13 protein-coding genes are annotated in these 13,140 nt (G+C 40.2%); all 13 read right to left on the minus strand.

All coding sequences use genetic code 11. The annotated features are described in order from the left end of the window. Nucleotides 1-12: 12 nt before the first annotated feature. Nucleotides 13-525 carry a gamma carbonic anhydrase family protein gene (locus ACMCNP_RS02260; RefSeq protein WP_419313255.1) on the minus strand — a complete coding sequence of 171 codons (513 nt, stop codon included), beginning with the start codon at nt 523-525 and terminating at the stop codon, nt 13-15. A gap of 80 nt (nt 526-605) precedes the next feature. Then, the gene (gene dxr, locus ACMCNP_RS02265) at nt 606-1,757 is read right to left on the minus strand and encodes a 1-deoxy-D-xylulose-5-phosphate reductoisomerase (RefSeq protein ID WP_419313257.1); all 1,152 of its coding nucleotides are present in this window, start codon (nt 1,755-1,757) and stop codon (nt 606-608) included. Between the two features lie 19 nt (nt 1,758-1,776). Continuing rightward, on the minus strand, nt 1,777-2,592 hold the full coding sequence (locus ACMCNP_RS02270; protein ID WP_419313259.1) for a phosphatidate cytidylyltransferase: 816 nt from the start codon (nt 2,590-2,592) through the stop codon (nt 1,777-1,779). Then, nucleotides 2,573-3,286, minus strand: coding sequence for an isoprenyl transferase (locus ACMCNP_RS02275; protein ID WP_419313262.1), 714 nt, complete (start codon nt 3,284-3,286; stop codon nt 2,573-2,575). The genes ACMCNP_RS02270 and ACMCNP_RS02275 overlap by 20 nt, the downstream gene beginning before the upstream one ends. 6 nt (nt 3,287-3,292) lie before the next feature. Next, entirely contained in the window at nt 3,293-3,853 is a 561-nt protein-coding gene (gene frr, locus ACMCNP_RS02280; RefSeq protein WP_419313264.1) for a ribosome recycling factor, read from the minus strand. A 36-nt stretch (nt 3,854-3,889) separates the two neighbouring features. Further along, entirely contained in the window at nt 3,890-4,609 is a 720-nt protein-coding gene (pyrH, locus tag ACMCNP_RS02285) for a UMP kinase (protein WP_419313266.1), read from the minus strand. A gap of 1 nt (nt 4,610) precedes the next feature. Continuing rightward, on the minus strand, nt 4,611-5,216 hold the full coding sequence (gene tsf / locus ACMCNP_RS02290) for a translation elongation factor Ts (RefSeq protein WP_419313268.1): 606 nt from the start codon (nt 5,214-5,216) through the stop codon (nt 4,611-4,613). 76 nt (nt 5,217-5,292) lie between these two features. Continuing rightward, on the minus strand, nt 5,293-6,129 hold the full coding sequence (gene rpsB, locus ACMCNP_RS02295) for a 30S ribosomal protein S2 (protein ID WP_419313271.1): 837 nt from the start codon (nt 6,127-6,129) through the stop codon (nt 5,293-5,295). 131 nt (nt 6,130-6,260) lie between these two features. Further along, nucleotides 6,261-6,968, minus strand: coding sequence for a polysaccharide deacetylase family protein (locus tag ACMCNP_RS02300; protein WP_419313274.1), 708 nt, complete (start codon nt 6,966-6,968; stop codon nt 6,261-6,263). 17 nt (nt 6,969-6,985) lie between these two features. After that, a complete protein-coding gene (gene argJ, locus ACMCNP_RS02305; RefSeq protein WP_419313276.1) occupies nt 6,986-8,188 on the minus strand; it encodes a bifunctional glutamate N-acetyltransferase/amino-acid acetyltransferase ArgJ in 1,203 nt (400 codons plus the stop codon). After that, nucleotides 8,175-10,853 carry a preprotein translocase subunit SecA gene (secA, locus tag ACMCNP_RS02310; RefSeq protein WP_419313278.1) on the minus strand — a complete coding sequence of 893 codons (2,679 nt, stop codon included), beginning with the start codon at nt 10,851-10,853 and terminating at the stop codon, nt 8,175-8,177. The genes argJ and secA overlap by 14 nt, the downstream gene beginning before the upstream one ends. A 67-nt stretch (nt 10,854-10,920) precedes the next feature. Then, nucleotides 10,921-12,273 carry a TldD/PmbA family protein gene (locus ACMCNP_RS02315; protein WP_419313279.1) on the minus strand — a complete coding sequence of 451 codons (1,353 nt, stop codon included), beginning with the start codon at nt 12,271-12,273 and terminating at the stop codon, nt 10,921-10,923. Between the two features lie 32 nt (nt 12,274-12,305). After that, nucleotides 12,306-13,130, minus strand: a complete 825-nt coding sequence (locus ACMCNP_RS02320) for a pyruvate, water dikinase regulatory protein (protein WP_419313282.1) — start codon at nt 13,128-13,130, stop codon at nt 12,306-12,308. Nucleotides 13,131-13,140: the final 10 nt, after the last annotated feature.

Here is a 13,140-nt window from a genome sequence, read left to right on the forward strand (position 1 = left end):
TATTAACCGCCCTTAATATCCTCTATAATTTTTGACGTATTTTACGTAATTGCTTGCGGATTCCCTTACGGCGCTTATATCCTTATCGGTAAGGCTCTTTTTTATAACACCCGGAACCCCCGCAGACAGAGAGCCGTTCGGTATAACGGCATTTTCCTTTATTACCGTTCCCGCAGCTATTATGCAATTTTTGCCTATACGTGCGCCGGTCAATATGATAGCGCCGATGCCTATAAGGCAGTTATCCCCAATATCGCATCCGTGAAGATTTACGCCGTGCCCGATGGTAACCCCGTTTCCTATCGTAAGCGGCCCGATATCGTGCTGTACGTGCAGAATGCTATTGTCTTGAACGTTAGTATTATCGCCTATCCTTATGTAATGGACGTCCCCCCTGATTACGGCTCCGAACCATACGCTCGAATCTTTTCCTATCTCGACATCTCCCGTAATAACTACGTTCTCGCAGAGATACACCGTTTCATCAATCTTCGGATATTTGCCCAAATAAGACTCTATTATCATAAGCCGTAGACACCCCTGTTATGCAACCGTTTACCATGTTATACGATTATATAATAAATAAATAAAAAATTGGTAAAATTTTAAACAGCCCTCGACAATATTGCGGCCTGTCTCTTTGCCGCAATTACGTCTTCTATGTCGTTCAATTCGGACGGATTGTATTTTTCCATAACTTTTTCCACATTTTCCGCTATACCGTTAAAAGATATTCTTTCATTCAAAAACGAATTTACGAAAAACTCGTTTGCCTCGCAAAAAACAGCGGGCATACTCTTGCCGATTCTTAGGGCCTGCCTTGCAAGTCTCAGAAAAGGAAATTTTTCGGCATCCGGCTTAAAAAATTCTATAAAGGCAATATCCGCAAGCATTAGAGGCTTCATGAGGGAATGAAAACGCCGAGGATAAGAGAGGGCATAACCTATCGGTCCCTTCATGTCGGGTTGACCCATTTGAGCGATTATGGAGCCATCTTTAAATTCCACCATGGAATGAATAACCGCCTGAGGATGTATTAAAACATCGATATATTTTTCGTCTATGCCGAACAAAAAATAGGCTTCTATTATTTCAAGCCCTTTATTTGCCAAAGTCGAAGAGTCAACCGTTATTTTTTTTCCCATTTTCCATTTCGGGTGATTTAAGGCCATAGCCGGCGTAATTTCTTTAAATGAGGCTTTATCCCTGCCGTAAAACGGACCGCCGGATGCGGTAAGTATCAGTTTATTCACATCGGATTTTTTACCGCAGTTCAAACATTGAAACAGAGCGGAATGTTCGGAATCTACCGGAATTATTTTAGCCTTCGAAGATTCGGCTGTTCTATTCAAAATTTCGCCCGCCATTACCATGGATTCTTTATTAGCAAGCGCCAAATCTTTTCCCGCCTTAAGGCTCCAATAGGACGGCATTAAACCGGCAGAACCGCTTATAGCGTTTAAAACAATATCGAAATCGCCATGAAAAATCGCTTCCCTTAAGCCCTCTTCTCCAAATAAAAATTTTGTTTCTATACCGACCATATTTTCCAATGTGCTTTTTGCCTTATCCGATTCCGCCCTTGAAGAAAGGACACAATATGACGGCTTCAGTCTTATAACCTGCCCTTTAAGTTCCGCTCCGAAATGACCGGCGGCTATACCTGTTATTTTCAACTTATTCGGATACGAAAACGCTACTTCCACAGCGTTTTTGCCGATGGAACCGGTAGAACCCGCAAGAAATATTTTACGCATGGTCAGTTTAACCCGTTTGTTAAAATTTCCAATAAAATACAATGATATAATAAAAAACCGGCGCTGCAAGTATAAGGCTGTCTATCCTGTCTAAAATGCCGCCGTGACCCGGAATCAGATACCCGGAATCTTTTTTTCCTCCGATTCTTTTGATTAAAGATTCGGTTAAATCCCCTGTCATTCCGGCAATAATAGTAACCGAAGACAAAAAAATGAAGAAAACCAAGGTAAATTGCTCATAGTCGCTTATAAAGGCTCTAAAAACAAGAGCCACAAAGATTGCCGATATAAACCCCGCCAATGAGCCTTCAATCGTCTTTTTAGGGCTCAACGAAAGAAAAAGCTTGTGCCTGCCGAAACGCCTGCCGCCGTAATAAGCAAAGATATCGGATGCCCATACAAGTATAAACAGGAACAAGAGCAGCAGCCTGCCGCCGCTCAACTCGAAAATCTTTAATAAAAAAGATATAAAAAAACCTGCGTAAAATATAGAAAAAATATCTAAAAATATACTCTTTCCGCTATCTTTCTTAAAAAAGACAATGTTTTTAAAAAGAATCAGTAAAATAGATAAAAAAATCGTAAATATAAACAGGTTCTCTTTTAAAAAAGCAAAGGAAAAGGCGACCGATATGGAAAGTATTTCCGGAAGGATAAAATATTTATATCCGCTCAAATCGAATAAACCGAATATTTCGTAAACGGATAATGCTATTAAGACTATTAAAACAAAGAAAAATTCATATCTATTAAGAAAAAATATAGATATAATTATCGTAATGCCGAAAATTATTCCGAATATAAATCTCTTATAATCAAATATCCGTTTTTCCAAATCTTCTTATCCTTTTTTCATAATCTTGCAATGCTCTGATTAAATCCTTCTTCCGAAAATCCGGCCATAGCGTTTTTGTAAAATATATTTCGGTATAGGCAATCTGATAAAGCATAAAATTGGATATTCTCCGTTCGCCGCTTGTCCTGATAAGCATATCCGGATCCGGCATGCCGGACGTGTAAAGATAAGAAGAAAAAAGATTGTCGTTTATATCCGCAGAAGCAATTTTGCCCTGTTTTAAATCCTCAGCCGTTTTAGAAACGGCATTCAATATTTCTTCCTTGGAACCGTAACTCAAAGCAAGGGTTAAAAAAAGAGAGTCGAAATCTTTCGTTCTGTCTGCCGCATCAAGGAGGGCTTTCTTCGATTTTTCCGGAATTTTAACTATATTGCCTATAAAACCGAGTCTTATTTTATTTTCTATAAGATATGAGAGCTCAATCCTAATGTATTCATCAAGAAGGGTCATGAGCGAATCGACTTCCGACTCCGGTCTTTGCCAGTTTTCGGAAGAAAAAGCATAAACAGTAAGATATTTAATTTTATATTCCATCACCGCTTTGATGATGGTTTTTAAAGATTTAATACCCTCAATATGTCCGTGTATCCGGTCCAAACCTCTCTTTTTCGCCCATCTTCCGTTTCCATCCATAATAATGGCAAGATGATTCGGCATGTTCTTAAAATTCATATTTCTTTATACTTCCATAATTTCTTTCTCTTTACGTTTTGTCAGTGCATCTATTTCTTTGACAAAACCATCAGTCAACTCTTGAATCTTTTTCTGAATTCTAAAAGAAATATCGGAAGATATTTCTTTAGACTTCTCGGAGGATTTAAGCCTTTCGTTAGCCGTACGCCTGCAATTTCTTACCTCCTGTTTAATAGATTCGGACAATTTGGATATCTGTTTGATTATTTCTTTTCGTCTTTCCTTGGTCAACACCGGTATGATAATGCTTATACTTTTTCCGTCGTTGGAAGGATTTAAAGACGAGTCGTATTTTTGAATAGCCTTTTCTATGGCAGAAAGAGAGCTGACATCCCACGGGTTTATCATTATCGTTTTGCTGTTTGGCACAGAAACAGAGGCAAGCCTGATTAACGGAGAGACAGAGCCGTAACACTCTACGTTTATACTGTCCATAAGTCCGGCGGAGGCTCTTCCCGTTCTTACCTTGGACAGCTCGCCTTGATAACTGAGAACCGACCGAGACATTTTATCTTTAGTTTCGTTGATAAATTCCGTTTCATCCATAATATTATTGCGTCACCTTAAATTTATTAAAAATCTTTATTTAATTATGGTGCCTATGGGTTCGCCTTTCACCGCTTTTATAAGATTGCCTGAAATCAAAAGATTAAAAACCACTATAGGCAGTTCATTATCCATACACAAAGAAATAGACGTGGAGTCCATAACCTTTAAATTTTTATTCAGCACTTCTATATAGGAAAGACTTTTGAACTTTACCGCATCTTTGTTTATAAGCGGGTCGTCGCTAAAAACGCCCTCTATTCTCGTTGCCTTGAGTATTACGTCGGCATGAATTTCTATCGCCCTTAGAGAAGCGGCGGTATCGGTGGTAAAATAAGGATTACCCGTCCCTGCGGCGAATATGACGACTCTTTTTTTCTCTAAATGTCTCAAAGCCCTGCGCCTTATATACGGCTCCGCAACCTGCTGCATTGCGATAGCCGTTTGAACCCTTGAAATAATACCGTTATCCTCCAAACTTGCCTGAAGCGCAAGGGCATTAATAACCGTTGCAAGCATACCCATGTAGTCGCCCTGAGAACGCTCTATGCCCAATCCTTTATGCGACGGACCCAACCCCCTGAAAATATTACCGCCGCCTATAACAATGGCAATCTCCACCCCCGTTTCGACAACGGTTTTTATCTCTTTTGAGACGAAATTTATAACGGCAGGGTCGATACCGCACTTATTTTTGCCGGCCAATGCCTCGCCGCTAACCTTGAGCAGTATTCTCTTATACTTATATCCCGCCATTTTATTCCCCTAACTGATATCTTACAAATCTTTTTAAGGCTATATTCTCACCGAGCCTAAGCACTTCTTCCTCTATTATGGAAGAGATATTCTTTGACGGGTCTTTAATAAACGGCTGCTCTAATAGACAAACGTCTTTGTAATATTTTTCCAATTTTCCGGATATTATTTTCTCCTTAACCGCCTGGGGTTTATCTATGGAGATAAGCTGTTCTCTATAAATTTCCTTTTCCTTTGCTATAAGTTCGGGGGGGAGCATTTCCCTTTTGACGTAAAGAGGATTGGATGCTGCTATATGCATAGATATATTTTTTGCAAGTTCTTGAAATTCAGAGGTTCTGGCGACAAAATCGGTTTCGCAGTTAATTTCCAATAAAACGCCTATTCTTCCGCCGGCATGAATATAAGAATATATCAACCCTTCTCTTGCTTCCCTATTGGCTTTCTTCTGCGCCCTTGCAAGCCCTTTCTTTCTCATTAACTCAACGGCTTTTTCTAAATCGCCGTCGGTTTCCGTAAGAACGTTTTTACAGTCAACAAACCCTGCTCCCGTTAAAGAACGCAAGCTTTTAACAAGTTCCGCACCTATGCTTCGTGCTTTTTCCAATTGTCGTTCCTCCTCTTGCAAACCTATAAATCGTAACAATTGCAATAAATAGGCTATAGATTATGATTTTAAATATTTAAATGGATATATCGGCTTCCTCTCCGGTTTTTCCTGAAGCCTGAATCTCCGGCCCGATTGCCGGAATATCTCCTGCCGCCGAAAATGTTTCTTCGGTAATGTTTTCTGCGTCCGCGGTCACTGTTTTACCTGTGTTGGCTTTTTCGTCGCGAGCCTTCTTTCCTTCCGCGACGGCGTCCGCCATAATGGATAGAATCAGCCTTATTGCCCTTATGGCATCATCGTTTCCCGGAATTAAATAGTCGGCAAAGTCCGGATTTGCATTTGTATCGGCAATCCCGATTATGGGAATGGAAAGCCTTTTGGCTTCATTAGCCGCAATTATTTCACGATGAATATCGACTATAAAAACGGCTTCCGGTATGCTTGACATCTCCCTGATACCGTTAAAAATCTTTTGAAGCTTATCTATCTTTTTTTCCATCTTAGCCGTCTCTTTTTTCGTAAACTTGGAAAATTCCTCCGATTCCCTAAGGGCTTCCAATTCTTTTAGTCTCTGTATGGAAATCTTGATAGTTGCAAAATTGGTAAGCATCCCGCCGAGCCATCTTTCGTTTACGTAAGGCATACCGCACCTTTGTGCCTCTTCGGCTACAATGAGACTTGCCTGTCTTTTTGTGCCTACAAAGAGAACTGTTTTGCCGCTTTCGCCTATTTCAAATAACTTGGCGTAAGCCGATGCTATATAAGGCATTGATTTTTGAAGATCTATTATATGAACCCCGTTTCTTGCCCCATATATATAGGATCTCATCTTTGGATTCCATCTTTTGGTTTGATGACCGAAGTGGACACCTGCTTCCAATAACTGCTTAATTGTAAGATTAAATGGCATTTCTTCTTCTCCTTATTATTTTGCGCTTTTTTCTCCCCGCCTGCGACAATACGCTTCAAGCACAAATTAGTTCAGACGGGTACGGTTTAATTAATATATACTAAATTTATCTTTTTATCATTTTTATGCATTTATTGCAAGAAAATTATTTTATAAAGGAAATTAAAAATATTATTATATCCGTTAACGGGTATCCTTTTTAATTCGTAAGAATTATCTCCGACCCCTACTCTTCCCTTGGTCGTCGTAAACGCGCCCGAATAACCGGCTTTTTTAACAGCCCTCATAACGTTTGCATTATAAGAACCAAACGGGTACGAAAAAAAATCCACGCTGCTTTTAAGTATATTTTCCAAATATGCCTTGGAGGCTGTCAATTCATCTATCAAAACACCTTCCCCTAATTTATCCAAAAAATAGTGGTTAATTCCGTGTGAGCCGATAAAAAACCCGTCGTCCGCCATCGACCTAATCTCTTTTATATTTAAAAAATCCTCAAGTACTCTTTCTCTTTCGTCGGAAACAACGTTCTTTTTTCCGACAAAGCCGGCGCTTATAAATATCATTGAAGAAAAACCGACTTTCTTCAATACGGGATAGGCATTTATATAATTATTTTCATACCCGTCGTCAAAAGTAATTAATAACGGTTTTCTTACGGACAGCTTATGCCCCTTGACGAAAGACAAAACATCTTCCGGTCTTATCGTTCTGTAACCTAAGCGCTTTAATAAAAACATCTGTTTCTTAAATTGCTTCGGAGTTACATATAAACCCTTATAAACCGCATTTTTCTTAGGAAAATCTATTTTGTGATAATATAAAACAGGAATTTTCATAAATTTAGATACAAAAATTAACTCCTGTATGATGCGTTTATATCTATATATTCCTTAGTAAGATTACATGTCAAAACCGTCCGACTGCTCTTGCCGCAATTCAGGTCTATCTTTAAATCTATTTCCACCGGAGATAAAAGGGCCCTCTCCTCGGTTTCGCTTAATTCTCCGGAAATCACAGAGTTTTCGACCACTATTTTATCGCCTATATAAACATCTATTTTGTCGGGTCTCATTCTAACGGGAGACCTTCCTATCGCAGCCATTATCCTGCCCAGATTTAAATCCTCCCCTGTAATCATGGTCTTAAAGAGAGGCGAATTTGCAACGATAAGGGCGGTCTTTTTTGCGCCTTCTTCCGTATAGGCATTTTCAACCGTAATCTTTATGAGTTTTGTAGCCCCCTCTCCGTCGACTGCAATCATTTTCGCTAATTCCATACACACGTATAAAAGCGCTTTTTTTACGATGTCGTAATTTGCGTCGCATTGTTTAATCGACGGCCATTTCAAGGCTTGCGGCGCATCCGGATAAAAAAATGCCGCGGTGTCGTTAGTCGAGGTGTCTCCGTCAACCGTAACGGAATTGAAGGAAACGTCCACGCACTCTTTAAACATAATATCGGCTAATCTTCTTTCAATGGGAATGTCGGTAAAAATAAAGGCAAGCATCGTTGCCATATTCGGCATTATCATGCCAGATCCTTTCGAGGTGCCTATTATTCCATATTTTTTGCCGTCCAACAAAATATCCGCAGATGCCGTTTTCGTGAAAGTGTCCGTCGTCATTATGGACTCGGCAAAGTCGTTAAAACCGCTTTCATCGGCAGATTCGACCAATTCGGGAATAATGCTTTCTATGAACTCCGCCTTGAGTCTTTCGCCTATAACGCCGGTAGAACATACGAAAATATTATCTTTTTCAACCCCTATTTCTTTTGAAACCGCTTCCGTAACCCTGACCGCATCCAAAATACCATATTCTCCGTTACATGCATTCGCATTTCCGGAATTTACGATAATCGCATTAATCAAGTTTCTTGAGTTATTTTTAGAAATAACGACGGGAGCGGCCTTTATCTTATTTTTAGTAAAAACGGCGCTTACCCTTGTCGGAATCTTAAACACCGCCAATCCTACATCAAAACGCCTGCCCTTCTCCGCTTCTTTCTTGATTCCGCAATATTTTGCCGAAAATAAAAGGTTGTTAATTTTTTCCATGGCAATTCTTATATTTTTTTCCGCTTCCGCAGGGGCACGGTTCGTTCCTTCCTATTTTTTTAGGTTTTACTATAGGCTTTTGCTTCCGGCCATCCTCGGAATTTGCCTCATTTATGTCGTCATGCGTTAGAATAAGGTCGTTTGAATAAAGACCGGAGCCTGCAAAAATATCGTCCGTGTTCATGCTCTCCTCAAACTGAACGGTCATAATAGAGTTTAACGCCTCTTCTTTCATCCTGAACTGCATGTTTATAAATAATTCGTAAGCCTCTTTCTGGTATTCTATTAAAGGATTTACCTGAGCGTAACCCCTTAATCCTATCCCTTCTTTCAGCGTCTCCAAAGAAGTTAAGGCATCCTTCCAAAGATTATCCATCGCTTGAAGGTATAATGCCTTGACTATATCTATCAATTCATCTTTGGGAAATTCGGATATTTTATTTTCTATATTCTTTTTAATCAGATCTACAATAATCTTTAAAAGTTCGCCCCTTGTCGCCCCCTTCAATGCGGCAATCAATGCATCCCTATTCAGGGCAGTATCCTTATTTTCTCCGGTATTCTTATCGTCGCCGTACAAACCGGGTATTGCACTCGTGTTAAAAAAACTTGCCGGAAGCGACGGTATATCAATGGACATATTTACCTTTATTATCTCGAAAAGACCCTCTATATCCCAGTTCTCGCCATGAGTTTTCTCCGGAACGTAGCTTTCGAAATAAGACTCCGTTAAGGATTCGATATCAAATAAAATCTCGTCGTAAAAATCGGAAAGCTTCTCTATTTGAAGGATCACCTTTCTGTAAGAATATATTAATTCCCGCTGTTTGTTCATGACGTTGTCGTAATCTATGAGATTTTTTCTTATATCGAAATTGTGTCCCTCGACCTTTTTCTGCGCATTCTCTATAGCCTTGGATATCATGCTGTGTTCTATCGCCTGTCCGTCTTTTAGTCCCAATTTCTCAAGAAAGGGAGTAAGCTTGTCGGAACCGAATATCCTCATGAGATCGTCCTCCAACGAAACGTAAAATCTGGAGGAACCGACATCCCCCTGCCTGCCCGACCTTCCCCTCAGCTGATTATCTACGCGCCTCGATTCATGCCTTTCAGTCCCTATAACATGCAGCCCCCCGAGATCTACCACCCCTTCTCCAAGGACGATATCGGTACCCCTTCCCGCCATATTAGTCGATATGGTTACAGACTTTCGCTGACCGGCATTTGTAATAATATGTGCTTCTTTTATATGATTTTTCGCATTCAAAACAGAGTGTGGAATTCCCTTTTTCTTTAAAATAGCGCTAAGCCTTTCAGACTTCTCGACCGAAACGGTTCCTACTAAAACCGGCTGTCCCGTTTTGTATTTTTCTATGATTTCTTCAGATACGGCGTTAAATTTTTCGGCCTCGGTTGCGAAAACTAAGTCCGGATGACCCCTTCTGACCAAGGGCTTGTTGGTAGGCACCACGACTACATCGAGATTGTATATCTTTTTAAATTCCTCCGCTTCCGTATCCGCCGTACCGGTCATTCCCGAAAGTTTTTTGTACATTCTGAAGAAATTTTGAAAGGTTACCGTGGCTAAAGTCTGATTCTCTCCCTCCACGTTCAGGTGCTCTTTTGCCTCTAACGCCTGATGGAGTCCTTCCCCGTAACGCCTGCCAGTCATAAGCCGTCCGGTAAATTCGTCCACTATAAGAACCTGATTATCTTTGACCAAATAATCCGCATCCTTAAAATAACATGCATGCGCGCGCAGAGACTGATTTATAGCGTGAAGCATATCCAAATGCCTCGGGTCGTAAATATTGTTTATATTTAAAGCATGCTCGACCTTCTCTATGCCTTCCTCCGTCAATATTGCGGTCTTTAATTCTTCATCTACGGTATAATCCGAATCCCTTTTTAAAAAACTCACGGTATTATTGGCTTTATAATATAGTTCGGTAGCCTCGTCCGATTCCCCTGAAATTATAAGCGGGGTCCTTGCCTCGTCTATAAGGACGGAATCGACTTCATCTATTATTACGTAGTTTAACTCTCTTTGAGCGTAATCGGACAGGGAAAATTTCATATTATCTCTCAGGTAGTCAAAACCGAATTCATTATTGGTGCCGTACGTTACGTCGCAGTTATAGGCTTTTTTTCTATCCTTGTCGTCCAAATCGGTGGTTATTACGCCTACGGAAAGACCCAAAAGTTTATATGCTTTTCCCATCCACTCCGAATCCCTTTTGGCGAGATAGTCGTTAACGGTAATAACATGTACGCCCTTGCCGGTTAAACTGTTGAGATAAGCAGCCATAACGGCTACAAGGGTCTTACCTTCTCCGGTCGCCATTTCGGCAATTTTTCCCGAATGCAAAACTATTCCGCCGATAAGCTGGACGTCAAACGGAAACATATTTAATGCCCTTTTAATACCCTCTCTCGCAACCGCAAACGCATTCGGAAGCATACTGTCTAACTTTTTGCTCTGTTCGGCGGGAGTGACGTCTTTAAACTCTTCCTTGAATTTAGCGGTAGCCGCCCTGAGTTCGTTGTCGGTAAATTTTGAATATTTAGCATTCAAAGAATTAATTTCATTTACTAAGGGCTTTAACTTGGAAAGCTCTCTTTGATTACTCGTCCCGAAAATACCTTTTAATAATTTAACGACCAATTTGAATATACTCCGTTAATTGTAGTGCGTTAATTAAGAAAACATAAGTATGCCGCAATCCGTTTACTTATTTGCCGGAAACTTGTACGTTTTCAAATAAAATAGAGGGCGAACCGGTAGAACCAAAAAATCTGATATCCCCTGCAATCATTGCTGCATCTTTAAATAACTGCATTAAATTGCCGCTTACCACGATTCCTTTTACCGGAAAATCTATTTTTCCGTTTTTAATATAAAATCCGGAAGCTCCGAGTGAAAATTCTCCGGTATAAGGCTTTGCCATGTGAAGTCCCATAAGTTCGTCTATATATAGCCCGTTCTTAACGGAACCTACGACGTCTATAAGCATAACGTCACCGTTTTTTATAAAAAAATTGGCGGAACCGGTGTCCGGAGGAAGTGTAAAGGATCGACTGACCGAGTTTCCGGTAGGTCTTACGCCGAACCTTTTTGCATACTCGACATCATAAAGAAAGGTATTGACGACACCCGACGAACATAAAACCTTTTTTTGCATTTTAACCCCTTCCCTATCGAACATATCGGTCGATGCGCCTCCGAATAGGAGTCCGTCGTCGATAATATCGAGTTTGTCGGAAAAAACCTTTTTTCCCAATTTTCCTTCCAATAAAGATTTCTTTTTATAGACATTATTTGCGTAAAAGGATTGTTTCAATATGCCGAGAAGCTCCGATGAGGTAAAATTGTCGAATATTACGTTGTAGCTTCCGCTGGAAACGGTCTTGGCTCCAAGCTGCTCCGTCCCTTTCTTTGCGGCATTCATAGCCGTCTTTTTGAACGTCAGCTCATCGAAGCAGTGAGTAAAGTTGAAATCGAATCCGGAACCCGTATCATCATTTTCACGGGCTGCCACGGATAAAAATATTTCATAAAACGTTTTTTTAGAAGACAGATTTAACCCGTTGGAATTATAAAATCTTTTAGAAAGCAATGTTTCCGAATAGGTAGGTTTATCGACTTTATATACTTTTTTATCGTAAGAATATGCCGTTTCTTCCATCTCCATCAAAAGAGATTTTTTCCTGTCCATGCTTATCTCATCGAAATCCGAAGAATAAATACCTAACTTCTCCGCTAAAGCCGGCTCTTGCTCATTCCCTTCCTTTTCGGCAAAACCGGAATAGTCGTTTTCGTCCATAAACTTTAAAAGCGAAGCGGCCTTATCTATGGTATCCTTAACCTTCTGTTTTTCCAAACCGAGACAGTAAGAAAAACTTATTCTGTTTTTATCGTACAGCCTTACGTTGAGTCCTCTTGTTTCGGCGTCTGCGTAATTAGAAATAGAGCCGTCTTCCGATTCCATTTTTAATACCGTAGAGTTGAATAAATAAGCCTCTAATTTTACTCCTTTTTTTTTGGAATAATCGTCTATCAGTGCAACTGCGGCATCAAAATCCATTTAAAATCATTCCCCTTTTCCATGGTTAACTTTCACCTATTGTTTATTCGGGATATTATGTCCGCTGCAACTTCTTCTATCGATTTCTCGGTAATATCTACGACATAGGCGTTTAATTTGGCATATATCTTTTTGGAATGCACCAGCTCCTTCTCTATGGATTCTTCGGATGCATAGTCCTTCGAGAATGGAAGCCTCATCCTTTTTAATCTCTCTTTCCTCAAGTTTGAAATTCTGGCGGAGTCGGCGACCAAGCCGAATATCTTTTCTTTCGGAATGTTATAAACGGCATCATTTATGGCCTGACTATCTATTATCGGAATATTGGCAGCTTTAAAGCCCCTTTGCGCGAGAAACAGACATAAAGGCGTTTTGGAAGTCCTAGATACCCCGAGTATGAGAGCGTCCGATTCAGATATCTCATCCACCCTCTGTCCGTCATCGTGTTTTACGGCATACTCCAATGCATCTATCCTTTTGAAATATTCATCGTTAACCCTGTGAATCAAACCGGGCTTTCTTTCAGGAGACAGGTCTAAAATACGCGAAATGGAATTTAAAACCGGTCCTATGATATCTATGCTGACGATACCCCTCTCGGCAGATTCCTGAAGCATAATATTCCTAAGTCCGTCTTTAACAAGAGTAAAAACGACTAAAGCCCCCTTATCCGCCGCATTCATAATCATTTCCCTTAATTTTAATTCCGAATCTATTAAGAGATATCTCTTTAAATGGATGTCCGGAATCGAAAACTGGGATAACGCCGCCCTCGCAACCTTTTCAGCGGTTTCACCGGTAGAATCGGACACGACGAAAACATAAAATTCCTTACCCTTATCATCGTTTTTATTCATACTTTATCCA

The organism is Candidatus Acidulodesulfobacterium sp. H_13 (assembly GCF_048541835.1).
In the GTDB taxonomy this organism is placed as follows: Bacteria; SZUA-79; SZUA-79; order Acidulodesulfobacterales; family Acidulodesulfobacteraceae; genus QIJE01.

Excerpts from the sequence above, each read along its gene's own strand:
- dxr (WP_419313257.1), bottom strand. The coding sequence starts at position 1,757 with ATGCGTAAAATATTTCTTGCGGGTTCTACCGGTTCCATCGGCAAAAAC.
- pyrH (WP_419313266.1), bottom strand. The coding sequence starts at position 4,609 with ATGGCGGGATATAAGTATAAGAGAATACTGCTCAAGGTTAGCGGCGAG.
- ACMCNP_RS02275 (WP_419313262.1), bottom strand. The coding sequence starts at position 3,286 with ATGAATTTTAAGAACATGCCGAATCATCTTGCCATTATTATGGATGGA.
- argJ (WP_419313276.1), bottom strand. The coding sequence starts at position 8,188 with ATGGAAAAAATTAACAACCTTTTATTTTCGGCAAAATATTGCGGAATC.
- ACMCNP_RS02315 (WP_419313279.1), bottom strand. The coding sequence starts at position 12,273 with ATGGATTTTGATGCCGCAGTTGCACTGATAGACGATTATTCCAAAAAA.
- ACMCNP_RS02300 (WP_419313274.1), bottom strand. The coding sequence starts at position 6,968 with ATGAAAATTCCTGTTTTATATTATCACAAAATAGATTTTCCTAAGAAA.
- ACMCNP_RS02260 (WP_419313255.1), bottom strand. The coding sequence starts at position 525 with ATGATAATAGAGTCTTATTTGGGCAAATATCCGAAGATTGATGAAACG.
- ACMCNP_RS02320 (WP_419313282.1), bottom strand. The coding sequence starts at position 13,130 with ATGAATAAAAACGATGATAAGGGTAAGGAATTTTATGTTTTCGTCGTG.
- frr (WP_419313264.1), bottom strand. The coding sequence starts at position 3,853 with ATGGATGAAACGGAATTTATCAACGAAACTAAAGATAAAATGTCTCGG.
- rpsB (WP_419313271.1), bottom strand. The coding sequence starts at position 6,129 with ATGCCATTTAATCTTACAATTAAGCAGTTATTGGAAGCAGGTGTCCAC.